Origin of the sequence: Pseudomonas sp. UW4 (genome assembly GCF_000316175.1) — a bacterium.
Lineage (GTDB): Bacteria > Pseudomonadota > Gammaproteobacteria > Pseudomonadales > Pseudomonadaceae > Aquipseudomonas > Aquipseudomonas laurylsulfatiphila.
The window spans coordinates 2,424,194-2,447,862 of record NC_019670.1 but is presented as its reverse complement, the minus strand read 5'-3'; the positions used below and the strand labels follow the sequence as shown (position 1 = coordinate 2,447,862).

20 protein-coding genes and 2 pseudogenes are annotated in these 23,669 nt (G+C 58.4%); 11 read left to right on the top strand and 11 right to left on the bottom strand.

The genetic code is table 11. The features are described 5' to 3' along the window. Positions 1–142: 142 nt before the first annotated feature. Positions 143–1,543 carry a GABA permease gene (gene gabP, locus PPUTUW4_RS10700; RefSeq protein WP_015094654.1) on the top strand — a complete coding sequence of 467 codons (1,401 nt, stop codon included), beginning with the start codon at positions 143–145 and terminating at the stop codon, positions 1,541–1,543. Between the two features lie 100 nt (positions 1,544–1,643). Next, the gene (locus tag PPUTUW4_RS10695; protein WP_041475017.1) at positions 1,644–2,765 is read left to right on the top strand and encodes a GlxA family transcriptional regulator; all 1,122 of its coding nucleotides are present in this window, start codon (positions 1,644–1,646) and stop codon (positions 2,763–2,765) included. Positions 2,766–2,831: 66 nt separating this feature from the next. Here the strand turns inward: PPUTUW4_RS10695 and PPUTUW4_RS10690 are convergent, their stop codons facing one another. Beyond that, positions 2,832–3,749 (bottom strand): bifunctional helix-turn-helix transcriptional regulator/GNAT family N-acetyltransferase, encoded by a 918-nt coding sequence (locus PPUTUW4_RS10690; protein ID WP_015094652.1) that lies wholly within the window; start codon positions 3,747–3,749, stop codon positions 2,832–2,834. Between the two features lie 276 nt (positions 3,750–4,025). On the opposite strand from PPUTUW4_RS10690, the gene PPUTUW4_RS10685 reads away from it, so the two are divergent. Further along, positions 4,026–4,514 (top strand): GNAT family protein, encoded by a 489-nt coding sequence (locus PPUTUW4_RS10685; protein WP_015094651.1) that lies wholly within the window; start codon positions 4,026–4,028, stop codon positions 4,512–4,514. 133 nt (positions 4,515–4,647) lie between these two features. Here PPUTUW4_RS10685 and PPUTUW4_RS10680 read toward each other — a convergent pair whose 3' ends face one another. Continuing rightward, positions 4,648–4,998: a BON domain-containing protein gene (locus PPUTUW4_RS10680; protein WP_041474829.1), complete on the bottom strand. Its 351-nt coding sequence runs from the start codon at positions 4,996–4,998 to the stop codon at positions 4,648–4,650. A gap of 656 nt (positions 4,999–5,654) precedes the next feature. Here PPUTUW4_RS10680 and PPUTUW4_RS10675 point away from each other — a divergent pair. The 3 genes and pseudogenes from PPUTUW4_RS10675 (at position 5,655) to PPUTUW4_RS10670 (ending at position 8,525) form a co-directional block, all read left to right on the top strand. Further along, on the top strand, positions 5,655–7,163 hold the full coding sequence (locus tag PPUTUW4_RS10675; RefSeq protein ID WP_015094649.1) for a sensor domain-containing diguanylate cyclase: 1,509 nt from the start codon (positions 5,655–5,657) through the stop codon (positions 7,161–7,163). 164 nt (positions 7,164–7,327) lie between these two features. Then, positions 7,328–7,429: pseudogene (locus PPUTUW4_RS30200) on the top strand (integrase); the annotation flags it as partial. Positions 7,430–7,910: 481 nt separating this feature from the next. Continuing rightward, complete coding sequence (locus tag PPUTUW4_RS10670) at positions 7,911–8,525, top strand: 3-keto-5-aminohexanoate cleavage protein (protein ID WP_015094648.1); 615 nt, start codon at positions 7,911–7,913, stop codon at positions 8,523–8,525. A gap of 246 nt (positions 8,526–8,771) precedes the next feature. On the opposite strand, the pseudogene PPUTUW4_RS30195 reads toward PPUTUW4_RS10670, so the two are convergent. Then, positions 8,772–8,972 (bottom strand): annotated as a pseudogene (locus tag PPUTUW4_RS30195) (transposase domain-containing protein); the annotation flags it as partial. Between the two features lie 600 nt (positions 8,973–9,572). Between PPUTUW4_RS30195 and PPUTUW4_RS10660 the strand changes: the two are divergent. Further along, a complete protein-coding gene (locus PPUTUW4_RS10660) occupies positions 9,573–10,142 on the top strand; it encodes a hypothetical protein (RefSeq protein ID WP_015094646.1) in 570 nt (189 codons plus the stop codon). Between the two features lie 197 nt (positions 10,143–10,339). Here the strand turns inward: PPUTUW4_RS10660 and PPUTUW4_RS27980 are convergent, their stop codons facing one another. After that, entirely contained in the window at positions 10,340–11,095 is a 756-nt protein-coding gene (locus tag PPUTUW4_RS27980; protein WP_015094645.1) for a tetratricopeptide repeat protein, read from the bottom strand. 316 nt (positions 11,096–11,411) lie between these two features. Between PPUTUW4_RS27980 and PPUTUW4_RS30190 the strand changes: the two genes are divergently transcribed. Next, positions 11,412–11,825, top strand: coding sequence for a hypothetical protein (locus PPUTUW4_RS30190; RefSeq protein ID WP_083884550.1), 414 nt, complete (start codon positions 11,412–11,414; stop codon positions 11,823–11,825). A gap of 217 nt (positions 11,826–12,042) precedes the next feature. Beyond that, a complete protein-coding gene (locus PPUTUW4_RS10645; RefSeq protein WP_015094644.1) occupies positions 12,043–12,552 on the top strand; it encodes a DUF417 family protein in 510 nt (169 codons plus the stop codon). Between the two features lie 45 nt (positions 12,553–12,597). Here the strand turns inward: PPUTUW4_RS10645 and PPUTUW4_RS10640 are convergent, their stop codons facing one another. Continuing rightward, complete coding sequence (locus PPUTUW4_RS10640) at positions 12,598–13,443, bottom strand: AraC family transcriptional regulator (RefSeq protein ID WP_015094643.1); 846 nt, start codon at positions 13,441–13,443, stop codon at positions 12,598–12,600. A gap of 124 nt (positions 13,444–13,567) precedes the next feature. Next, entirely contained in the window at positions 13,568–14,524 is a 957-nt protein-coding gene (locus tag PPUTUW4_RS10635; protein WP_015094642.1) for an AraC family transcriptional regulator, read from the bottom strand. A gap of 199 nt (positions 14,525–14,723) precedes the next feature. Between PPUTUW4_RS10635 and PPUTUW4_RS10630 the strand changes: the two genes are divergently transcribed. After that, positions 14,724–15,677, top strand: coding sequence for a diiron oxygenase (locus PPUTUW4_RS10630; RefSeq protein WP_015094641.1), 954 nt, complete (start codon positions 14,724–14,726; stop codon positions 15,675–15,677). Positions 15,678–15,751: 74 nt separating this feature from the next. Continuing rightward, on the top strand, positions 15,752–16,186 hold the full coding sequence (locus PPUTUW4_RS10625; RefSeq protein WP_041475015.1) for an MAPEG family protein: 435 nt from the start codon (positions 15,752–15,754) through the stop codon (positions 16,184–16,186). A 99-nt stretch (positions 16,187–16,285) separates the two neighbouring features. On the opposite strand, the gene PPUTUW4_RS10620 is transcribed toward PPUTUW4_RS10625, so the two are convergent. The 5 genes from PPUTUW4_RS10620 to PPUTUW4_RS10600 all read right to left on the bottom strand — a co-directional run bounded on the left by PPUTUW4_RS10620 (position 16,286) and on the right by PPUTUW4_RS10600 (position 23,637). Beyond that, positions 16,286–17,428, bottom strand: coding sequence for an acyl-CoA dehydrogenase (locus tag PPUTUW4_RS10620; protein ID WP_015094639.1), 1,143 nt, complete (start codon positions 17,426–17,428; stop codon positions 16,286–16,288). 12 nt (positions 17,429–17,440) lie between these two features. Further along, positions 17,441–18,634, bottom strand: a complete 1,194-nt coding sequence (locus PPUTUW4_RS10615) for an acyl-CoA dehydrogenase family protein (protein ID WP_015094638.1) — start codon at positions 18,632–18,634, stop codon at positions 17,441–17,443. A gap of 157 nt (positions 18,635–18,791) precedes the next feature. After that, the gene (locus PPUTUW4_RS10610) at positions 18,792–19,874 is read right to left on the bottom strand and encodes a Zn-dependent alcohol dehydrogenase (RefSeq protein ID WP_015094637.1); all 1,083 of its coding nucleotides are present in this window, start codon (positions 19,872–19,874) and stop codon (positions 18,792–18,794) included. 28 nt (positions 19,875–19,902) lie between these two features. Next, on the bottom strand, positions 19,903–21,255 hold the full coding sequence (locus PPUTUW4_RS10605) for a coniferyl aldehyde dehydrogenase (RefSeq protein ID WP_015094636.1): 1,353 nt from the start codon (positions 21,253–21,255) through the stop codon (positions 19,903–19,905). Positions 21,256–21,387: 132 nt separating this feature from the next. Further along, positions 21,388–23,637 (bottom strand): LuxR C-terminal-related transcriptional regulator, encoded by a 2,250-nt coding sequence (locus tag PPUTUW4_RS10600; protein ID WP_015094635.1) that lies wholly within the window; start codon positions 23,635–23,637, stop codon positions 21,388–21,390. Between the last annotated feature and the right edge of the window lie 32 nt (positions 23,638–23,669).

Here is a 23,669-nt window from a genome sequence, read left to right as displayed (position 1 = left end):
CGAAACAACCACGTCACGATGATGGGCTTGATAAGAACTGCAGCGTTTGAAAGGTGCTTCTTTCAGGAAGCCCGGCAGGCAGCAATGATGATCTGTTGCCCTATCCATCCGCTTAAATGTCGATCGGCAGAGAAAAAAACAAATGATTAGCCCGAGCTCCAAGGATTCGAGTGGCCAATTGGCGCAGGGCTTCAAGCCTCGTCACGTAACAATGCTGTCAATCGCCGGTATTATCGGCGCCGGTTTGTTCGTCGGCTCAGGACACGCCATTGCGGCGGCTGGCCCGGCGGTCCTGCTGGCCTATCTATTCTCTGGCCTGCTCGTCGTCTTGGTCATGCGCATGCTCGGTGAAATGGCGGTGGCCAACCCGGACACCGGCTCTTTCTCCACCTATGCCGACCAGGCCATCGGCCGTTGGGCCGGCTTCACCGTCGGTTGGCTCTACTGGTGGTTCTGGGTGCTGGTGATCCCTATCGAAGCGCTGGCCGCCGGTCATGTATTGAATCAATGGTTTCCGCAGATCGATGCCTGGCTGTTCGCCCTGGTGTCGATCATTGCACTGGTGGTGACAAACCTGTTCAGCGTGTCCAAGTACGGCGAATTCGAGTTCTGGTTCGCCATGGCCAAGGTCGTGGCGATCATCGGTTTCATCGGCGTGGGCTTTGCCGTGTTGATGGGCTGGATTCCCGATCGGGAAGTCAGCGGATTGAGCGGCCTGATGGCCGAGCACGGCGGGTTTGCTCCAAACGGGCTGTCGGCGGTAGTCGGCGCCTTCATCACCATCATGTTCAGTTTCATCGGTACCGAAGCGGTCACCATCGCCGCCGCCGAATCCGACAATCCCTCGCAGAACATTGCCAAGGCCACCCGTTCGGTGATCTGGCGCATCGGGGTGTTTTACCTGCTGTCGATTTTCGTGGTCATCTCCGTGGTGCCCTGGAATGACCCGCTGTTGGCTTCGGTAGGCTCCTACCAGCGGGCCCTGGAAATCATGAACATTCCCCACGCCAAGTTCATGGTGGACGTGGTGGTGCTGATCGCCGTGGCCAGTTGCATGAACTCCTCGATCTACATTGCCTCGCGCATGCTGTACTCGCTGGGCCGTCGCGGTGATGCGCCGAAGGCACTGAAGGCGACCTCCTCCGAAGGCGTGCCGCGGGCAGCAGTCATCGCCAGCACCGTGTTGGGCGCGGCGATCACCGTGTGGAGCTACTTCATGCCCGCCGGGTTGTTCGAGTTCCTGCTGGCCAGTTCCGGCGCGATTGCCTTGGTGGTGTACCTGGCCATTGCAGTGTCGCAGCTGCGCATGCGCCGGATGTTGCGTCGGCAGAACGTCGAGCTGACCTTTCGCATGTGGCTGTTTCCATGGCTCACCTGGTTGGTGATCCTGTTCATCTGCGCGGCGCTGGCGGTGATGATGGCCTCCCCTGAACACCGCACCGAAGTGAGCACGACCATTGGCCTGGCGCTGGCGATTTCCTTTATCGGCCTTGTGACATCGCGTCAGCCTGCGCAGGCTGCGAGAGCGACATCGGCGGGATAAAACCAGGGAGGTAGTTGCGCCGAACCTGATACCCCCTACGCCAGGACTGGGGGTATTACCCGCTCCTGTGTCACAGGCCGTCATCGCTTTTTGTGAGGACATGACCACGATGTCATCGAACTCCACCGTGTCCGACGGAAAGACTCAATCCGTCGGTTTTCTGCTGCTGGACAAATTCACACTTATTTCCCTGGCGTCCGCAGTAGAACCACTGCGCATGGCCAATCAGTTGTCGGGGCGAGAGCTATATCGCTGGCATACGTTCAGCCCTGGTGGAGAGCCTGTCTGGGCCAGTGACGGCGTGCAGATCACTCCGGATGCTTCGTGGAACAACCCATTGGTGGCGGACACTGTAATCGTGTGCGGCGGCATTGGAATCCAGAGCGTGATTACCCGCGAGCACATTACCTGGCTGCAAGCCTTGGCGCGTCAATCCAGACGCTTGGGAGGTGTATGCACCGGTAGCTGGGCGCTCGCAAAAGCCGGGCTGCTCGACGGCTACGAGTGCAGTGTGCATTGGGAATTTCTGGCTGCCATGCAGGAAGCTTTCCCGCGAGTCAGCATCAGCGCGAGCCTGTTCACCCTCGACCAAAACCGCTTTACAAGCTCCGGCGGAACGGCCCCCATGGACATGATGCTGCACCTGATCGGTCGCGATCATGGTCGTGAATTATCGGCAGCCATTTCTGATATGTTCGTTTACGAGCGCATACGCAACGAACAGGATCATCAGCGCGTTCCACTCAGGCATATGCTCGGAACTCATCAGCCCAAACTGCAGGAAATCGTCGCGTTGATGGAGGCCAATCTCGAGGAACCGATCGACCTCGATAACCTTGCAGAATACGTTGACCTGTCACGTCGACAGCTGGAGCGGCTATTCCAGAAATACCTTCACTGTACGCCGTCACGCTATTACATGAGGTTGCGTCTTGTTCGAGCACGACAACTGCTCAAGCAAACATCATTGTCGATCATTGAGCTGGCGTATGTATGCGGTTTCGTGTCGACACCACATTTTTCCAAATGCTATCGCGAGTACTTTGGTGTTCCACCCAGTGAGGAGCGTTCCGGCTCTGAAATGAATCGCAAATCGGCAACACTTGCGACTACGCAGCCGTCATTGACCAAGCCGCTGACAGCGCTCGACCAGGCGCGAAACGAATCGACGTTTGCCAGTGTTCGCATGATGGATCGTTCCGGTTTGGCGAAGTCGAGGTGATGGGACGGCTCGGCCGCATCCTCCGTAGTGCATGAGTTGCCTGTGCGATGAGTACCATCGACACCACTACAAATCCCGAGCCCAGGTCTGGCTGACGAGGTCTTTACCGAAACTATGTACCTGTTCCTCCTCGACCAATTGAAAACCTGCCTTTTGATATAGCTTTCGGGCATCGCAAAGCACGCTGGTTGTCCAGAGGATCATGCTCTTGTATCCAGCGTGCCGGGCAAACCGGAGGCTCTCTTCCAGCAATCGATTGCCGATTCCCATGCCTCTGGCACTCGCATCCACATAGAGCATTCGCAGTTTGGCGGTCGTCTCGTCATGTCTGACGACAAAGACTGAACCGATGACTTTGCCATCCTTTTCCGCTATCCAGCATCGCTCGCAGGACGGATCAAATTCGCGAAGGTATTTGGCGACTATTTCTGCCACCAGTGCTTCGAACTCCGAATTCCACCCATATTCACGGGAATAAAGTTGAGCTTGCTGTTGAACGACAATTCCCATGTCACCCGCTACAGGATCGCGCAGGAGATAAGAGGGATCCCTGTCGCCCAATAGCGTATGTATCCGTTTCATGGCTTGGGTCAATTGCTCTTGCTGTGGCTCAGGCAAGCCTTGCAGCATCAGCACCACTTCCTCACGAGCGGCTTGCTCCAGCGAGGCCAGCACGGTTCGACCAGGATCGGTTAGCTGGATTTGAGAAGCCCGGCCATCGCTTGCCGAGCGAGTCCTGCCAATCAAGCCTTTTTTCTCGAATCCACCGATGACCCGGCTTACGTAACCGGCGTCCAGGCTGAGCATCTGACAGAGGTCTGAACTCTTCAGGCCAACACTGGCGCCCAATTCATAAAGGATGCGAGCCTCGGTCAACGAAAATTCGGCCTTAAGCAGGTGCTCTTGCAGGGCGCCGATCTGGTGGGTGTAGAACCGGTTGAAGCGGCGTACCGTCTCGGCGCGCTCAGTAATGGGGGCGGACATGAAAACTCCCACATAGTTGCTTTTAGCAATTATATGATTGACTAAAGCAACCATGTCAATCCGTTGATGGTCAAAATGCTACGACCGCTTTTGGCCGATTTCCGCCTGTCGAGACGCCCGGCAATCAACCAGTAGCTGCCGGTGGCGGCAGGCAGAAATCAGCCAAAGGTTGACTCTCACCAAGGGCAGCCATCAGCCATTTGCGGACATGCCATTGCTTTCCATCACCCTGAGCTAGCCGCTAAAGTACTGACTCATGGAGCTTAGAGACGAGCAATGAAACTGAACCACAGGCCAGTGAGGGCTAGCGACGTAAAAATGATCTGCGGCTTTCCTCAGAACGCTCAAGAGTTGTTTTCCATGTTTCCGAAGGCGCACTTCCCGCTAACGGAAACGCAGTTGAATACCGCGATCTCCCAACGCTTCAACTCTACCGTCGTGGAGATCAGTGGGACTGTCGTTGGGTTTGCCAATTTCTATCGAGCTGAACGCAATGGCGTTTGCTGTATTGGCAATGTCATCGTCTCGCCGAGCGCTCGGGGCGAAGGAGTGGCCACGTTTATCGTAAAGACGATGACCGGCTTGGCATTCGAGCATTACGGAGCCAGCGAGGTGCAGATTTCCTGTTTTAACGAAAACACGGCAGGGCTGCTGCTTTACCCCAAGCTTGGGTTTGTGCCTTATGCCATAGAGGAGCGACCTTCTTTGGGAAACGGCCGATCGGCCCTCATACATATGACGCGCAGTAGAAGCTCGACTGATTGAATACACCGTCAATTGCTACCTTGGATGACAGGCAGAAAACGGCCTAAGCAGCCAGTCGGAAATGTCCACGAAACCATGGGCGCTTCGCTCTCGGTTCCCGACTGGGAGCGCGGCGCCTATAAAGTTGCCTTTATCATTTGTCGTCCATCTTTTTTGACGATTGTGGCCGGCGCTCAGTGCTCTCTTCGGCGTTGGGCGCTTCTGGAAAACTCCCTGGCGTGAACACATGGGTCTGCAGGTCGCTGGCATCGACTTCGGCAACACCATGAACCGAACGGGCCAGATCAATGGCCTGTTCACACTGTCTATGAGTGTTGACGCGGCCGCTTAACCCCACTATGCCCGCATGGGTTTTGACATTGATATGCAGGCTAAGGGTCGGATCGGAAAATGCCAGGGTCGACTTCACCTTGGCGGTAATCCATGCATCGTGAACGGCCATTTCCAGGCCATGAGAGTAATGCTGGAAGGAGTGAATTTTCATGGCTGAACCCTCTCTCGCGTAATCAGACGTATTGCCCGTCCCTTCTGCTGTGCTGCCCTCTGCCTGTGAGGTGAACGCTATGGATACCTGATTCGTTTTGGAGCGCTCGCCACACAAATATTGACAGAAATTAATTATAGTACGGCCGTTGCCTGCGGTCAGAGTGCTGTCCCCGTGAACGTCCGCCTTGGTCGCTCTGTGCCAGGCGCAATACCTACAGAGCCTCCAAACAGTCCTCATTGCGATCAGCCCTGATCAACCCATAGCTGCCGATGTCGACCGACAGAATCGGCCAGAAGCAGCCTGTTAGCACTGATACGTTTTTAACTCTGGCGGCTGATTTTCAATGCCTCGTTTACGACGTCTGAAAACTCGAAAAATGCCTTCGTTTGCTGAGTATTCGGATGGGGCAAAGAACTCCAGTAGCCTGGATAAAAAAATCGTATCAGCGCCAACGGATCCAGTGCCAGTTATGGCTCTGATTATATGAAAACACTTTTTGAATGCCCGGCAATAGACTGGGTATTGCGATCAGCGTGCTGCAGCTATGCGTAACAACTTGTATCCTTATTCAAGACAAGGAAAAACAGCCGCCGTTATGGCCTTGGCCCAACAGTAGCTGGAACGGAAAACTGGACTTTCCATAAGGTAGTGACGTGAAGCGTGATACCCACCTGGTTGTACTTTTGCTGTTGTTTATCGGCTGTTCCCTGGCATCACTGACGGTCTGGAAGGTGCTGGCCTCCCGAGATCGAGCGCTGGAGGATGTGAATGTCCACGGATTGAATCTCACTCAGGCGCTCGCTACCTACTCCGAAGGCATTGTCCGCCAAAGCTCCTTGCTCTTGCTCGGGCTTGTCGAACGCCTGGAAACTGAAGGTAGTGGCCCCATACAGATCCGGCGGTTAAGTGCGCTGGTCAATCGACAGCAACCCCTGATGCCACAGCTCAGTGGTATCTCCATCTACGACAATCAGGGACGCTGGTTGATGTCTTCCAATCGGCCGATTCCGGCCGGGGCGAACAGCAGTGATCGTGCCTATTTCATTCATCATCGCGACGATCCATCCCGTGAGATCCTTATCGGTCCGCCAATCCAAAGCCGTTCCAATCAGGAGTGGGTGATCACCGTCAGCCGGCGCTTCAATGATGCTCGCGGAGAATTTGCCGGGGTGGTGGCGGTAACGTTGGGGATAGAAAACTTCCTGCGGCTGTTTGGAAAGATCGACGTAGGGCAAGAGGGTGCCATCGGGTTGTCCTATACCGATGGCACGTTGTTAGCTCGCTATCCCTTCCGCGAGCAGGACATGGGGCGCAACTTTTCGAAGTCGCCGATCTATGCGAAGTATCTTGTGGACCGATCCGTCGGCACCGCGTCGTTCACCTCCAGCCTGGACGGCGTGGAACGGCTCTATGCATTCCAAAAGAGTGACAAGCTGCCGCTGATAACCACCGTCGCTCTCGGGAAGCGAGAAGCGCTCACTGCGTGGCGAATGGAGGCACTGCTGTCGGCGGTAGTGGTGACGGGGTTGCTGGGGCTCACCGGCCTCATCGGTAGGCTTTTGATCCTGGATATCCGTCGGCGTACCAAGGTAGAAGGTCAGTTGAGGGGCACTCAGGAGCAATTGCTCTCATCGAATCGGCAACTGGAGCTACTGGCGATGAAGGATGCCCTAACCGGTTTGGCGAATCGGCGCTACTTTGATGTGACATTGGCCATGGAGGCGCGACGAGCACAGCGCGAGGGGACGTCTTTGGCACTTCTGATGATTGACATCGACTATTTCAAGCTGTTCAACGATTCCAAAGGACATGTTGCCGGAGACTTCTGTCTGCAGAGCGTTGGTAAGGTCGTGGAGGAATGCGTACGCCGACCATCGGATCTAGTGGCGCGGTATGGTGGTGAAGAGATGGGCGTAATCATGCCTGATACGGACATTGATGGTGCGCAGGTTGTGGCGCAACTAATCCTGCGTCGGTTGAAAGAAGAGAGTATTTCCCACGAAGCCAGCCCATTGGGTCGAGTGAGTGTAAGTATAGGGATTGCCACTGCCGCGGGTTCCCGATTGAACCAATTGCAAAGTTTAATCGAAGCCGCAGATCAGGCGCTGTATAGCGCCAAGACACTTGGACGAAACCAGTTTGCGACGCACTGTAAAGGATGAGGGTTCGCAACTGTAATCGCCTAGCAAATTGAATCATCGCGGATTATTTGTTCCGCAAATTTTCGGTTCTGTTCGGTGCATTGCTCATATCAACCTGGATTTTCGATGTTTAGGGAAGCCTTAAGTTTCCGCTTCTGGCCGAATTCAGGCTGCCTCCACCGTCAATGGGTCGCAGGACGAAGAACCTGAGAGCTGTCCAGCTCCTGCCTGGTCATACGAAGCTTGAAAACACCGTCAGATACCTGGGAATCGAGGTCGGTGATTGACCGTCGCTATCCGGCCTGAAGTAGACGACCAGAGAAATGTGTTCATAGCCCATCAGCATCTTGGAAAGACAGATCAAGAATGTTTTATCAGTACAGGTTTCAAGCTGCGTTTAACTCGGCGCCCCCTATTTGACTCAGATATGAAACACCTTGGCATTGTATTAAAAATCCCCTGAATTACTTCAGTTGACACAACACTGATAGTTCCTATGCTTGCTTTTGCCGGTTGTGGATCCGGTAGGAAATGGAGGCTTCACTTAAAGTTTCAGCCAACAGTTCCCGGACAGGAGAAGGATTAGTACAACTTACGAAAATAGTGTCCCTGGCTTCGCTTTCTCCCGGATGCCACCGCGCGTGACCACTCGATTGCGTGACGGTGACCACTGGCACAACCTTGTGGGACATTACCCAGGCCTTTCAACCGGGTGACGCGCAAGGGACTCACTTGGCCGATCCTACAGTGACAGCCGCCTGAAGCGGCATGGTCGTCGATTCGACTCCCGCGTTTTACCTTGAACATCTCAAACGACTCACCGCGAACAAGATCCAGCCTTACTTCGTACCCGCTACGGTTCACCAGCTTGAAATCATCGAGCGGCTGCTGCGCGCCGGGGTGCACAAGGGCCCGATGAATGTCGCGTTGTACGGCTATGGCTGCGGCACAATGGGGCGCAATCCATTCGACTGGATGGAGATGCTGCGTCGCACGCCGCACGGCGCCTCCAGTGTGACGTTCTGGAGCAGCATGCGCGGCAACATCGCGATTCAGCAGATGGCGACCATCCTGGGTGTCCACGTACGCGTTGGCAACGAAGACAACATCTGGGACATGCACAAGCAGCGCTGGCCGTCGGTCAAGCAAGTCGAATGGGCGGTCAGGCAGAGCGAGCAGTTCGGGCGCAAAGTGGCCAATGCCGACGGAGCGCGCAAGATCATGAAGATTGGCGTTTGGTACGAGACAGTGGAAGAAACGCTTTTCCACCTCGGCCTGCCACCGAATCGGCCAGAAGGCTACAAGGGCTTCATGACCTACGACACCGACGGGCGCCTGCCGAAGGCGGCGCAAGTATCGTCAAACCCCACCAGCATCCTGTAGCAGCTCGAGACCCGACGCGAGCGCCGCGCTTTTCAAAGCGTTTTGGTTTGAGATGACACGATGACTACGCAATTGGGGCCGTGGGACGAATCGTTGGAGCAATTGCACGCATGGGATCCTGACTGGGCGCAAGCCTGCGCGCAACTGGCGCGCCCCCCCTAGCTCGTCATCGCCAAGGTCATTCTTTCGTTCCGTTCTTCGCCTTTTGGGAGATCGGGCGAGCGATCGGGATGCGCGATGTTCTTTTCAAAACGGGGACCCAATCGTGATGGGCCGCCTCATTGGGGGTGACACTGTCGTCTCTGCCTGATCGCCCTGAATCTCTCTTGACCGATGCGTCGGCAGGCGCGTCAGCATTTCCTTAAAGTAGTTATACGGATCCTCGTCATCAGGGCGCGCAGACTGGATCAAGCTCATGATCGTAGCTACACGCTTGAACGATGAAATGCATTCATAAAAGTGGATATTTGCTCGCGCAAAGTGATCTGGAAAGGTGATGGCTTCCACTGATAACTCAATTGCTCGATTCACGAATAGGCCGATACCCCCCTTCATAAGCATGACGCTCAGTTGAGCCTGCTGTTTATTGCACTGGCGAGGAAGTTGCCCCTTGGAGCGCTCGGACGAGTCTGGGATTGGTTGACCACTACAGAGGCATCCGGGCGAATGTTCCTTTGTCACACTCACCAGGCACAATGCAATCAGCCAAATGGATTTGGCCCATCTACAGATAGCCCGGCCTGCGCTTTTCATGGATGGCCTTGATATCCCCTCGTAACCCGTCAATGAACTTGTCGATCGTCTGGTCGCCATTGAGTAGGGGCAATCGAAATGCTTGTAACCAGGCGATGCAGTCGTTCAGATACTGAATCGAACCCCTGAACTTGCAGATACCCGAATGGATCCAACCGGCATGTACAGATAATCGCCAAAAATGCTGATTCGATTACTCTGAAACTTGTTGTTACAAGCAGGAATACGTATCATTAATATTCAAGCTCAGGACGCAGGGAGTGCATTGTCCATACAATAAGGTCAATAAAAATAATGCTTAAAATGCTCCTCGTGTACGTTCATCTGCTCGCCAGTTGTATTGCCCTCGGCAGGGTATTGCTTGCCGATCACAAGCTTTGGAGTTGGCGCAAGGAAGCGCTGGATCAGGCGAAGCTTGAGTATCTGGAAGAAACCAGGAAAATCGCCACTCTCGCGTTACTGGCCCTTTGGGGCAGTGGCCTGCTGTTGGTCCTTCAGGGGTATCTCCTCGAGGGTACTGCGTACTTGCTCAACCAGAAGCTCTGGGCCAAGGTGGCGGTTGTCGCGCTGCTGACTCTGAACGGAGGTCTGTTGCATCGCGTCGGCTTCCCGTTGTTGCAAAAAGCCCCCTTCGTCTTGTTACCGGGCTCCGACCGCGGTCGCCTTGCACTCTTGGGGGCGTTCTCCATGAGTGGCTGGCTGTTCGCCGCTTTCCTGGGGGTGGCTCGAGCCTGGAATCATGTCATGCCATGCTTGCATGTGATGGGGGTTTTCACGGCATTCGCATTGCTGGCTTGTGCCGTGGCGCTTGTGGTCGCCAGCACGGCGGGCACGATACGTGGTGAGGAGCCTACGGTTTCATAGTGGGTGAAGCACAAACTCAAGCGTGGATAGCATGAGACCTCCCTCGGCACAGGAGTCTACCCAGGCATCCATGCTTGAAGTCGTGGATTGAATCAGTACTGACACCTGATCGCCACACGAAGGCCACTTGGCTGATTGATGAACCTTTCAGCCAACGTCTTGACCCGCGACCCGTTAACCCTTTCGGAGTGAGGAGCTCACCCGCGCACCAGATAGGCCCCTGAGGGAACCCGATATCGCAGCTTCTTGCATTTACCGGGTGCAGGCTGATGCCCTGGCGGACGATCAGGAAACCAGATTCGGCATTTGCCCGGAGGCGGCATATGGCCGCGGGGAATCTCAACCTCAGCGTACGCCCGCTCTGGCCCGATATTAGCCATTTGCAATTGTCCTTCGGACCCTACTCTGTCAGCCGTCGGTACATCCGAAACCCGACCTGCCTCTGCGCCAGTGAAGTTGCCAGCGTCACGCCCGGTGTCCGCAGTGGATTGCTCAACAACCGCCTGCGCTGCGCGGCGCTTTTGGGTCTCCTCTGACAGCCCCTTCTGAACGGCGACCACGTCCGCGTTGGGCGAGGTTCCCGAAGATTGGGCCTGCTGCGCCGCCTGGATCAATTGGAAGTTGCGGTTGCGCAACTGGACATTGTTACCAACCCGCATGTTCGAGCGCGCCGCCAAGGTTTCAGCCTGCTGGTACTGCCCCTGTTGAAGACGCAACACACCGAGGTAATGCAGCGTCGCGGGATTGTTCGGCTGGATATGCAGGGCACGCTCAAGCGTGGCGGCGGCCTGGTCCAGTTGGCCGTTTTCATACTGCCGCGAGGCTGTTTCGATCAGGGTGGTTGATGCGTTGTTGCTTTGCGCGGGCGCTCTTCGCTCGGCAGCGACAGCACTAAACGAGGCGACAGCGCAGAACACCAGGATGAGGACCGGCGGAAAACTCTTGTTTGGCATCGGGGGCGGACTCGACTGAACTCGGACGGCACTGCCGTAAAACAGACCACAGCGCTGCTCGGCACTTCCGATACAGGGCCGCTATAGACCTGGCCAACACCCTGAAGTTCCTACTGCAACGGCCGTTGCCACCGCTTCTGTTTGTTATCAGCCCACGACTGAAATCGTTGGCTATTTAAGCTCCGGCCCCCTAGAACTTTTTCCTATTTACCGGTCTATGTGGATAGGCACATGCGCTCGGTAAGCACGCCCCCTGCAAGCTTCCCGCCGCCATATAGCCACACGTCCAATTGTCCATCAGAGGTTGTCTTCGCCCATGAAATTCCATGTCCCACGGATGGTGCTCTTCGGCCTGTTCGCGTTCGCGGCAGTGGGCTCGGCATCAGCCACACAGATGAAGGATTCAACCCCTGTTTCTGCAACTCAAGCCCCAGCCATCCAGACGCCCGTCCAGGCCGCCGGCAACCCTTGGCCGAACTTGGCCAGTGTGGCCGGCAAGCAGCCAGGGCCGTTGCTTGCCCATGACGACCGATACTGGCATGACGGCCGTTGGCACGATCATAGAGACGATTGGCGCCGAGACGACTGGCGCAGGGATCAGTGGCGTAGAGATCAATGGCGTAGAGAGCAAGCCCGCCGGGAAGCCGAGCGCCGTCGTGATTGGGAGCGCCACCAGGATCGGGCCATGCGGCACCGTTACGAGGACGATCGCCGTTACTATCGTCGCTAGTGCAAATATGTTCCGGCCCGAACGCAGATGTTCATCGACTTTCTTTGCGAACGCCTGCTCTTTCAAGACCTGCCATGAGTCAAGACGATCTGCACTGAACGCAATACGTTCAGACGCCACGAGCGTGGAATCAAAGGCAACACTGTCTCCACTCCCAACGCACACCGCGCCGGGTTGCTGATTAGCGTTCCTCACCAAACTCCTGGAAGCCTTGATCATGAAAACCTTAAGCATCGAGAACTACAAGACCAACAACGCACAACACCCTTCCACGCTGGGGATCAAAACCATGGCGCTCGGCACCTACGGTGCCTACTTTGCACTGGCCGTCATTTACTTCTGGTTCGGCGGGATGAAGTTCACGCACTACGAAGCTGTCGGGCTGGTCCCGCTGGTGAGCAACAGCCCTTTCCTGGGTTGGGTTTATGACATTTTCAGTGTCGATACCTTCTCCAGTTTGCTCGGGGTTCTGGAGGTGTCGATCGGTATCCTGATTGCTGGTCGCTTGCTGTCACCCAAGCTTTCATTGATCGGCGGTGTGCTGTCTGCAGGGCTGTTCTTCACGACCTTGAGCTTCATGATCTCGACCCCTGGCGTGATTGAACCCGGCCTCGGTTTTCCAGCCATCACGGTTGCGCCGGGCCAGTTTCTGCTCAAGGACATCGGGTTGCTCGCTGCTTCGATATTTGTCGCCGGCCATTCCCTGACTGAGCTGCAAAGCCGTTAAACCGATGATCGACCTCTCGCGATGGCCTGAAGCAGTTCGATGCTTTCAGGCCATTGCCCCGTCATCTTCTCCTGCCAGAACTTTCATCCAGTCCCGAGGGCTGTAGCCCGTCTTGCGTCGAAACGCGCGTGCCAGTGCCGAAGGGCTTTCATAGCCGACCTCGGCGGCGATCAGCGTTATCGACCGCCCTTCACGCAGACGCTTCTGCGCCAGGCTGATGCGCCAACTCAACAGATAATCCGCAGGCGTCTGCCCGATAACAGCCCGGAAATGCACAGCGTAGGCAGCGCGAGACATGTTCGACTCGCTCGCCAGGTCCGCAATCGACCAGGCTCGATGGGGCGCGTTGTGGATCTGCACCAGAGAGCGCGCCAGCCGCGAATCGGCCAGCCCAGCCATAATCCCCGTACGCAACTGGTGATGGTCCAGCAGGTGCCGGAACAACAGAATGATCAACAATTCGAACAACCGATCCAGCGCTGCCTCCCTGCCACAATGTCCACCTGCCGCCTCGGCGAACATCCATTTCAGCGTATCGGCCAGCATTGGCAGCTCATCCAGGGACAACACCAGACAATCGGGTAACGAAGCCGACAACGGGTTATCGACCCCGCCCTCAAACTCCATTGACGCACACAACAGTTGAGCGCCCTCGGACTCACCGGCAAACAGTTGATGCCGGCTGGGGCGTGGCATAAAAATCAGACTGGGCCGGGTCAGCAGCAACTCCTTGCGATCGGGTCCCAGCAAGGTGACGCTGCCAGCCTGCAGCAGGTGGATATAACCACGTCCCTCAGCGCCGTTGTAGGACGCCAGGCCGCAAAGTCTGCCGTTGTAAAACAGGTTTGCGCGCACGCCGAACTGCGACAACAAGGTAGACAAGCGATCCATGGGCAATCTCTTGGCGAGATACAGACGCTCAGATCATAACACCGCCGGTTTGCGCTTCGACGGGGCTCAAATGCTGTGCCAATTGATTGGCCATGATCGGTCCGTCCTCAGGCACCGGCCCTTCTCATGCCGATTGTCTGCGCCAGGTGCCGGGTGATGTGCCGAACTGGCGTTTGAATGCGCGACTGAACGCAGCTTCGGATTCGTAGCCCACTGCAAAGCCGATTTGCGCCACATTACCGCGACCTTCGCGCAGGTGTTGAGCCGCCACGTGCATCCGCCAGAGCGTCAGGTATTGCATCGGTGGCTGCCCGACCAATGCCGTGAATCGCTCCGCGAATACCGAGCGCGACATGCCCACTTCAAGCGCCAGGGCTTCTGCCGTCCAGCCCTCGGTTGGACGGGCATGGAGCAGCGCCAGTGCGCGACCGATATGCGGATCTCGCAGACCCGCCAGCCACCCGCGCCGTTCAGGGGGGAGGTTCGCGACATACTGGCTGACGGCTTCGACGAACAGCAGTTCGGAGAGCTTGGCGATGACCGTTGCCGAGCCGACGCGCCCCGCCGCGATCTCACTGACGGCGAAACGGAAAGAGCTTTCAATCCAGGCGCCCGAAGCCGTCGCGCGCACATCCAGCTTCAACAAGGATGGCAGCGACGAAAGCAACGGGCTGAACGGTGTTTCAGAACCGAGGAACCCGCACAGCAGCTGTGTAGCCTCGCCGCCCCCACCGCACTTGATTCGTGATAGGCCGCCGACTTCCGGCGGCTGAATGACTTCGCGTGCCGACATGGGCGCAACGTCCAGATCACTGCCAAACGTATGAACGTCGTTGCGAGGAAGCAGAATGAGTTCGCCTGCCCGCACCTCGAGGGTGGCACCATCGTCGACTCGCAATTGCATGTGCCCCGCCGCGACAAAATGCGAGGCAATGACATGTCGAGGGGCCGCCAGGAACGGTTTGCAATCGTCGGCGGAGATTCTTCCGCTCAGACACCAGGGCGCAGTGAACTCCGCCTCGAGGAAGACCCCTCCAGACAGCCGGATCACCCGCAATACATCAGATAGCGCATCCAGCAATTGCCAGCCCTCCTTTCCGGAGTCCGGAGCAAGTAATCAGGCGCACTGGTCATTCGCCGCCTGAACGGCGAGGCCTAGATTAGCACCAACGTGGACTCAGTGATCGAGACGATCCCCAGAGGCATCACCGATTGTCATTGACTCCCGCGTTAACCCTGATTGGCCCATTCCAACTCGACCACGCCAGCCGGAGATCAGTATGAACACCGCCGCTACCCTGCCCCGCCCGGATTCGGGCAACGCCGCCCGTTATGCGCAACTTGTCAGATCCTCGAAGAAAGCGGAATGGCAGATCGACCGCGACTTGCTGCAGGACCGCAGCTTCGACTTCTCGCGCAAATTCTTGCCCGACGGCCTATCGCATATCGACCGCCTGACCTTCCTCGGCGCAGACGAGGCACGCCTGCTCAGCCAGATTCAGGGTCGAACCTATGCGTACATTTTTGGCCTGGTCGAGCGCTTTATCAGTGCCAAGATGCTCGACCAGGGTCGGGCCCATGTATTTGACGATCAGCTCGCACTCGAAGCGCTGGTGCGTTTTTCCAACGACGAGATCAAGCATCAGGAGCTGTTCCGGCGCATTGAGACGATGATGGGTACTCGATTGCCGGCGGGATACCGTCAGGTTGCCGATCCGAACGATGTGGCCCGCGCGGTTCTGGCGGCCAGCACCTGGGCAGTACTGGCGCTGACCTGTCATATCGAGCTGTTCGTTCAGACGCACTACGTGCAGAGCATCGCCCCGCGCGAGGAGTTGTGCCCACTGTTCAAGGACGTCTTCAAGTTTCACTGGAAGGATGAAAGCCGGCACGTCGTCCTCGATGAACTGGAGTGGGAGGCGGAGCACGCGAAACTCACGCCAGGCGAGCGTGACCAGGCCGTGAACGATCTGATTGCGCTGGTGGCGGCCGTCGACGCCATCCTGCAGGCACAATCGGCAGCCGATGCCGACTACTTCATGGGAAATGCTTCACGATCGTTCAGTGCCGATGAGACCTTGCAAATCAAGGCCTGCGTGCTGAGCGCCTACCGCTGGCAATACATTATCTCGGGCGTGCAGCATCCACACTTTGGCCGGCTGCTTGCGCGCATGACAACCCCGTCACAGATGTCCAGGGTCCAGACCGCACTGGCACCGATCATGGGCCAGTGATCGACAGGGGGCGACCGACCGCGTGTCGGTCGCGCGACAGTGGTGCTGAAACTGATGGATTGAGGATGGCAGCCATGACGACTCCGATGTGGATGCTGCTTGGATTTGCGACCTGGACTTTACTGTTGTTGATGGCAACCGTCGGGGTCTATCGCTGGGTCAGAATCCTGTTCTCGAATGTTCCGATCGCTTCTTTCCGAAGCGATCAGCTCGAAGGCGAGGATTGGTATCGGCGCGGGACAAGAGCACACGCCAACTGTGTGGAAAACCTGCCGGTCTTTGGCGTCATCGTGTTCGTGATTTCAGCCCTTGGTGTCGACGGCCCTGCGGTGAGCTACTTGTCCATGATCGTCCTGATCGCTCGTGTGTGTCAGTCTCTGGTTCACGTATCCCATGTGCAGACCGACAGGTTCGTGGCGGTTCGGTTTACCTTCTTTTGCCTACAATTGATCTGTTTTCTCGCACTCATTGTCATCGCCGCTGGTTACGGCGCAGGAATACTCAAATAGCAGCGCCGACCTGCTGAACCCGATCAGCTCGCCCGGGGGGCGTGCTGATCGCCCGTTACAGCCGCAGCGGGCGGCGATAGCCACCGGTTGGGGTATGCCTCACGCCACCTGCATCAATTTCGCGTAAGCCTGCAAATGGTGATCGTCATCGCCAAACTGACGCGCCACCATCAGCAAATGCCTGGCGTGGTGCGACAGCATGTATTCCCAGGTCAGGCCGATACCGCCGTGCAACTGGATACCCTGATCAGCGACAAAACGGCTGGCGCGACTGACGATGAACTTGGCGGCAGCCAGGATGCGGCTGCGTTCGGCGCTGTCCGCCTGATCGGCCACGCAGGCCGCGAGCAGCGTCATGGACGTGGCCTGGTCCAGTTCGATGCGCATGTCCACCATACGGTGTTGCAGCACCTGGAACTTGCCGATGGGCTGACCGAACTGCTGGCGGGTTTTCAGGTAGTCGAGGGTCAACGCGCACGCCGCTTCCATGCTGCCGACGGCCTCGGCGCATTGCGCGGCGATGCAACGGCCCTGCTGATAACGCAGCGCCGGCAAGGCCTGCCCCACTGCGCCAAGTACCGCACTACTTTTGACGAACACGTCTTCCAGGTACAGCTCACAGGCCATCCGCCCATCCTGGGTGGCGAAGTCGCGTCGACCGACGCCGCGGTCTTGCGGGTCGACCAGAAACAGCGTGATGCCCTTCTCGTCCCGAGACCCGTGGCTGGTGCGCGCCGACAGTAGAATCAGCCCTGCGCTCTGACCGCCGATGATCACCGACTTGCGGCCATTGAGCTTCCAGCCGCCGCTGACCGCCTCGGCGGTCGTCTGAATATCGTGCAACTGGTAGTGACTCTGCGGCTCATCGAGGGCCACGGCCAGTTGCAGGCTGGCGCTGCCGACCTGCGGCAACAGCGTGTCTTTCTGGGCAGCAGTGCCCAACTGGTCGACCAGGCCACCGGCGAAAATCACCGAATGCAGGAAAGGCTCCAGGCACAGGCCGCGGCCCAGCTCGGTCATGATCAGCATGTTCTCCACACCGCTGCCACCATAGCCGCCATAGGCTTCGGCAAAGGGCACGGCGCAGAGGCCGAGGTCGCCCAGTTGCTGCATGAACGGGCCGCTGAAGCCGTGTCTGCTCTGGCGGTATTGCTCGCGACGCTCAAAACCATACACGTCACGCACCAGGCGCGCGGCGGTTTCCTGCAGCATCAGTTGCTCTTCTGTCAGTTTGAAATCCATGTTCGGGGCGCCTTACAGTTCGAGGATCATTTTCGCGATGATGTTCTTCTGGATTTCGTTGGCGCCGCCATAAATCGAGGCCTTGCGCGCATCCAGATACTGGTAGGTGGCCGCGCTGCTGTAGTCGGTGTACAGCAAGGGTTCGCTGCCGTAACCCAGCTCATCCTCAATGAACGGCAACGCGTACGGCCCCACGGCCTTGCTGATCAGGTAGGTAATCGCCTGCCGGATCTCGGTGCCCTTGATCTTCAGGAACGAGCTTTCGGCGCCGGGGACTTCGCCGTTTTGTGTAGCCGCCAGGGTTCGCAGGCTGCTCATTTCGGCCGCCATCAACTGCATCTCGACTTCAGCGATCTGCGTGCGGAACAACGGGTCGTCGATCAGTGGCCGGCCATCGCGGACTTCCTGGCTGGCAATGCGCTTGAGCCGGGTGAGCAATGCCTTGTTCTGCGCGATCCCGCCGATGCTGGTGCGCTCGTGGGTCAACAGGTACTTGGCGCAGGTCCAGCCCTCATTCTCCTGCCCGACCCGATTCGCCACCGGCACCCGCACGTTGTCGAAGAACACTTCGTTGACTTCATGCTCGCCATCCAGGGTGATGATCGGCCGCACGGTAATGCCGGGCGTTTTCATGTCGATCAGCAGGAACGAAATGCCCCGTTGCTGACGCGCCTCGGGGTCGGTGCGCACCAGGCAGAACATCCAGTCGGCGAAATGCGCCAGCGTGGTCCAGGTTTTCTGGCCGTTGACCACGTAGTCATCGCCCTCGCGCACCGCACGGGTTTTCAATGACGACAGATCAGAACCGGCACCCGGTTCGGAGTAGCCCTGGCACCACCAATCCTCACAGGAAAGAATCCGCGGCAGGAAGTGTGCTTTCTGCTCGGCGGTGCCGAACTTGATGATCACCGGGGCAACCATTTTCAAACCGAAGGAGGATACTTTCGGCGCCCCGGCCGCGAAGCATTCCTCGTCAAAAATATGTTTTTGCACATCGCTCCAACCGGTACCGCCGAACTCGACCGGCCAGCCCGGCGCGAGCCAGCCTTGCCGGTTGAGTGTGCGCATCCATTGCACCTGATGCGCTTTGCTCAGGCGCTTGCCCAAGGCAATCCGCTCGGCGAATTCAACGGGTAGGTGATCACGAAGAAACGCGCGCACGTCCTCGCGAAACGCGCGCTCGTGCGCAGTGAAATCAATGTCCATCCATCCACTCCAAAAGCATTGGGGCTTACCCACACCCCTTGTAGGAGCGAGCTTGCTCGCGATGGTCGCCAACGATAACGCTGGCTTCCTGACTCCCCGCGGCGTTCTCGGGTTTTTCGCGAGCAAGCTCGCTCCTACAAGGAAATGACGGGGCTTATCAATCGAAAACAATCACCGAACGCGCCAGTTCACCGCGACGCAGCTCATCGAACGCCTCGTTGATCTGGTCCAGACGAATGCGCTGGGAAATCATTTCATCGAGCTTGAGCTTGCCGGCCATGTAGAAGTCGACCAGGCGCGGCATGTCGACCGGGAAGCGGTTGGAACCCATCAACGAGCCCTGGATACGGCGTTCATGCAGCAGTTGCAGCGGGTCCAGTTCGATTTTCAGGCCGGGCTTGAGCATGCCGATCACGGTAGCGGTACCGCCGCGCGCCAACATGGCAAACGCTTGCTCGGCGGTCTGCTTGAGGCCAATGCATTCGAAGGCGTGGTGCACACCGCCACGGGTCAGTTCCATCACTTGCTTGGCGGCATCGCCGTCCCGGCCGTTGATCAGGTCAGTGGCACCGAATTGTTTGGCCAGTTCCAGCTTCGAGTCGAGCATGTCGATAGCGATGATCCGCCCTGCCCCGGCCAGTGCCGCGCCGTTGATGGCCGCCAGACCGATGCCACCGCAACCGATCACGGCCACGGTCTCGCCCGGACGCACTTTGGCGGTGTTGAAAACCGCGCCGGTGCCGGTGGTCACCGCGCAACCGAGCAATGCGGCGCGGTCCAACGGCATGTCGCGACGGATCGCCACACAGGCGTTTTCGTGCACCAGCATCTGCTCGGCGAACCCGGACAGGTTGACGAATTGCGGCATCGGTTTGTGCACGTAGGTCAGGCGCGGCTCTTCGTCCTTGTCACGTTTGGTTTCCGGCGACACGCAACGCGCCAGGTGGCCGGTCACGCAGTGTTCGCAATGGCCGCAGAACACCGTCAGACAGGTGACCACATGATCGCCGGGCTTGACCGAGCGCACTTCGGAACCGACCTGTTCGACCACACCGGCAGCTTCATGCCCCAACACCATCGGGCCGGGATACGGAAACGAGCCGTCAATGACGTGCAGGTCCGAGTGGCACACCCCCACGGCTTTTGTGCGGATCAACACTTCACGCGGACCCGGTTTGCTGATGCCCACTTCTTCAATGACCAGCGGGGCTCCAACCTGATGGAATACGGCAGCTTTCATGACAGTTCTCTCGACAATGTTGTGGGGTTCAGGCCGGGTTGGCCGCTGTACGCAAAACGGCTTTGGCATGGCTGAAGGTGCGGAAACCGTCGATGCCGTGATAGGCCCCCATGCCGCTCTGGCCGACGCCGCCGAATGGCAGGCCTTCGGTGCTGGCATGGCTCATCACGCCGTTGAGGGTCACGCCGCCGGAGCAGGTACGGCTGAGCACCAGGGCTTCTTCGGCGGCATCGTTGCCGAAGTAGTACAAGGCCAGCGGACGCGGCCGCGCATTGATCTGGGCGATGACTTCGCTGAGGGTTTCGTAGGGTTTGATCGGCAGCAGCGGACCGAAGATTTCGTCCTGCATCACCTGCAGATCGTCGCCGGGGTTGCGCAGCAGCGTCGGTACGATCTTGTTCAGCGGCGACTGGCTGAAATCTTCAGCGCCGGCATTCAGTTCGATCAGCTCGACACCGGCGGCGCGGGCCTCGCTCAGGTAACCCTGCAAGCGCTCGAAATGACGGGCGTTGATGATGGAGGTGTAGTCGGGGTTGTCCTTGAGCGTCGGGAAGAACTTCGCCACCACGGCTTTGGCCACGCCGATAAAAGCCTCTACCGACTCCTGCGGGACAAACACGTAGTCCGGTGCCACGCACAACTGACCGGCATTGAGCAGCTTGCCGATCACGACCTTGGCCACCGCATCGTTGAAGTTCGCCGAACGCGAGATGATCGTTGGCGACTTGCCGCCCAGCTCCAGGGTCACCGGCACCAGGTTCTCCGCCGCTGCCCGTAGCACATGCTTGCCGATGCTGGTGGCACCGGTGAACAGCAAATGGTCGAACGGCTGGCCGCAGAACGCCTGCCCGACGTCGGCACCGCCCAGGACCACCGCCACTTCGTCTTCGGCGTAGACCGAACGGATCAGCCGCGCGATCAGCGCCGACGTATGCGGGGTGAATTCCGACGGTTTGATCATCACCCGGTTGCCCGCCGCCAATGCGCCGGCCAGCCCGCTGAACACCATGTAGCCAGGGACGTTCCAGGCCGTGACGATGCCCACGACACCCAGCGGCTGGTATTGCACCCAGGCTTCGCCGGTGCGGGCCTGACGCTGTTCCGGGTGCATCCATTGGGCCAGTTCGGCTTTGGTCTGCTGCAGTGTCGCCAGTGGCGACAGCACTTCACTGCCCTTGGAGAAACCCGGGCTGCGATGACCGAAATCGGCGGTCAGGGCCTCGATGATGTCCTGTTCGTGATTGACCAGCAAACCGATGGCCCGGTCGAGCAACTCACAGCGCTCTTCAAGGGTATAGGGTTCGCGGTCCAGCAAGGCCGCGCGTTGTTTTTCCAGGATCGTGCGGATGTCACAGCTCGTCGAACTCTCGATGGCGCTCATCACTACCTCTCTTGTTTTTTGTCAGGGCGCGGCCACGGCCGGGCGGCAATGCACAGGGTCTGGCTGCATGGTTGATCATCGCGGGCGCCGCGCCGCCACCCGGATCAGGTGGGTGGTGTCACGGCGATGGATTCAGGCGAGGATGCCCATGGCCTTGGCGCTGTTGATGGCCTGGGTGCGACGGCAGGCGCCGAGCTTGACGTTGATGTTCTTGGCGTGGGTTTTCACGGTGTTTTCCGAGATGAACAAGCGGCTGCCCACTTCGCGTACCGACATGCCCTCGGCCAGCAACTTGAGCACCGACACCTCGCGGGGGGTCAGGTCATCCTGGTAATCCGGCACACCCGTAGAGAGACGAGTGACCGACGCCTGGCCAGTTTCCGCTGGCTGTTCACGGGCCAGAATGCGTTCTTTCTGCCGGGCAATCGGTGCCTGATACAAGGCGCTGTCGATCTTGCCCCACTGCATGCGCCGCTCGGCCTCATGCAGCAGCAGATGAGCCTTTACCGGGTCGTGGTTGCGCGAAGCAATCTCTGCGAGCAGCAGATAGGCATTGAGTACAAAGGGTGCGCAGCAATCGCGGACCTGCAGCAACCCCGCCTGGATCACCACTTCGGCTTCGCTGCAATGCCCTTGTTGCAGCAACAACTCGCCGCGCAGGAACAGCAGCCGCCCGAGCAACGGATAAGGCTGCGACGGGACCGGGGCCAGCCGGTCCAGCTCAGTGCGCAACAGTGCCTGGGCAAAACCCGATTGTCCCCTGAGCATCATCAGGCGGACCCGGTCGGCATTGACCAGCACTTCCGATTCATGACTGCCCTGGCGTCGGGCCAGCTCCAGCGACTGATCGAGCAAGGTTTGCGCTTGTGCAAGATCGCCAGTCTCCATGGCAACGCGCGCCAGGATGCAATGGCACAACAGCACCGACAACCAGTCCTCGCCTACCAGATAATCAAGGGCTGCACGGCAATGCAGGCGCGCCGGCCCGGTATGTCCCCGCAATGCCTGCAAGGTGCCAAACAACGCCTGCCAGTTCGCCAACAGGCGTTGATTGCGTACCGGGTCGGGCAACGGCAAAAAATGCCCCAGACGTGCCAGGCACTCGGCGGCTTCGTCCAGCCGCCCACTGAACAGCAAAGCCTTGGCGCACAGATAGATCAGACGCGGGCTGCTGTGCAGCAACTGCGGCTCGATGCGCTCGCGCCAGTCCATCAGTTTGCTCAAGTGCCGCTCACTGAGGATCCAGCTCAGCCACAGGCGCTCCATGTAATTGGCGGCCACTTCAGGTTGATCGGCACACAGCGCCTGCTCCACGGCGTCGTCGACATGCCCGAGCACGCTGAGCAGCTGACAGGCCCGCAGGCGCAGCCGGTTCAACGGCGCACCGCTCAAGTGGCTTTGCAGGGTTTGCGCCACCGCGGGTAGCAGACGGAACCAGCCGGGTTGCTGCTCGAGCGGGAACACAAAGGCCTGGCATTCCAACAGACTGTTGAACACCCGGGCCGCTTGCCGGCCTTCCCATAGCTGTTCGCAGAAATCCGCCCTGACGCGGGACAAATGTGCCAGTCCGCCCATCACTTCACGCTGCTCGTCACTCAAGCGCGACAACAGTTCACGCTCCAGGTATTGGCCGAGCAATGGCGATGGCTGGGCATGATCCAGCGAAAGCGACAGGCGAACACCGGCGCACCACCCGCCTGTCTCCTGCCAGAGTATTCCCCTGGCCAGCGCATCGGTGTGTGGCGCAAGGGCATCAATCAGCGATTCGAACTCATCGGGGCGCAGGGCCAGTTGCCGGGCACCGAACTCCAGCAGCTGGCCGGTCAGCATCAGACGCGGCAGGTTCCAGTCCGGACGTTGGCGGCAGGTGACCAGCACCTGCAGTTGCCGGTTGTTGAGGGCCAGGAGTTGGTCGAACCAGTGGTTCAGGTCGGCGGGCATATCCACGGGAAGATCGTCGAACACCAAGCGAATCGGGCTGGATTCGTTTGTTTTTTCTGTCGACAGGAATTCGTTGGCTGCACGGGCCTCTTCGCGGGCAAGCCCGCTCCCACAGTTGACCGCGTTCCCCTGTGGGAGCGGGCTTGCTCGCGAAAGCGATAGGTCAGTCGCCGGATTACTGGAATCGAGAAACGCCAATACCCCATCCGGTGCAGTATCCACCGGCAACCCAAGCGCCCCCGCCAACGTTGCAATAAAGTGCTCCAGCGTCTGCCGCTGTCCGCCCAAAGCCATCCAGACCACCGCCCCCTGCGGCGCAATGCCTTGCAAGTACTGTTGCAACAAGGACGTCTTTCCATACCCGGCAGGCGCACAAAGCAGTTGCAAGCGGCACTGCTTGCCCTCAAGTGCATCGATCAGATGCGGCCGTGGCACAAACATGGCGGACCTCGCTGATGGGGAGTAAGCACCAT

Coding starts and splice junctions, on each gene's coding strand:
- gabP (WP_015094654.1), top strand. CDS start 143: ATGATTAGCCCGAGCTCCAAGGATTCGAGTGGCCAATTGGCGCAGGGC.
- PPUTUW4_RS10695 (WP_041475017.1), top strand. CDS start 1,644: ATGACCACGATGTCATCGAACTCCACCGTGTCCGACGGAAAGACTCAA.
- PPUTUW4_RS10690 (WP_015094652.1), bottom strand. CDS start 3,749: ATGTCCGCCCCCATTACTGAGCGCGCCGAGACGGTACGCCGCTTCAAC.
- PPUTUW4_RS10685 (WP_015094651.1), top strand. CDS start 4,026: ATGAAACTGAACCACAGGCCAGTGAGGGCTAGCGACGTAAAAATGATC.
- PPUTUW4_RS10680 (WP_041474829.1), bottom strand. CDS start 4,998: ATGAAAATTCACTCCTTCCAGCATTACTCTCATGGCCTGGAAATGGCC.
- PPUTUW4_RS10670 (WP_015094648.1), top strand. CDS start 7,911: ATGGTCGTCGATTCGACTCCCGCGTTTTACCTTGAACATCTCAAACGA.
- PPUTUW4_RS10660 (WP_015094646.1), top strand. CDS start 9,573: ATGCTTAAAATGCTCCTCGTGTACGTTCATCTGCTCGCCAGTTGTATT.
- PPUTUW4_RS27980 (WP_015094645.1), bottom strand. CDS start 11,095: ATGCCAAACAAGAGTTTTCCGCCGGTCCTCATCCTGGTGTTCTGCGCT.
- PPUTUW4_RS30190 (WP_083884550.1), top strand. CDS start 11,412: ATGAAATTCCATGTCCCACGGATGGTGCTCTTCGGCCTGTTCGCGTTC.
- PPUTUW4_RS10645 (WP_015094644.1), top strand. CDS start 12,043: ATGAAAACCTTAAGCATCGAGAACTACAAGACCAACAACGCACAACAC.
- PPUTUW4_RS10640 (WP_015094643.1), bottom strand. CDS start 13,443: ATGGATCGCTTGTCTACCTTGTTGTCGCAGTTCGGCGTGCGCGCAAAC.
- PPUTUW4_RS10630 (WP_015094641.1), top strand. CDS start 14,724: ATGAACACCGCCGCTACCCTGCCCCGCCCGGATTCGGGCAACGCCGCC.
- PPUTUW4_RS10625 (WP_041475015.1), top strand. CDS start 15,752: ATGACGACTCCGATGTGGATGCTGCTTGGATTTGCGACCTGGACTTTA.
- PPUTUW4_RS10620 (WP_015094639.1), bottom strand. CDS start 17,428: ATGGATTTCAAACTGACAGAAGAGCAACTGATGCTGCAGGAAACCGCC.
- PPUTUW4_RS10615 (WP_015094638.1), bottom strand. CDS start 18,634: ATGGACATTGATTTCACTGCGCACGAGCGCGCGTTTCGCGAGGACGTG.
- PPUTUW4_RS10610 (WP_015094637.1), bottom strand. CDS start 19,874: ATGAAAGCTGCCGTATTCCATCAGGTTGGAGCCCCGCTGGTCATTGAA.
- PPUTUW4_RS10605 (WP_015094636.1), bottom strand. CDS start 21,255: ATGAGCGCCATCGAGAGTTCGACGAGCTGTGACATCCGCACGATCCTG.
- PPUTUW4_RS10600 (WP_015094635.1), bottom strand. CDS start 23,637: ATGTTTGTGCCACGGCCGCATCTGATCGATGCACTTGAGGGCAAGCAG.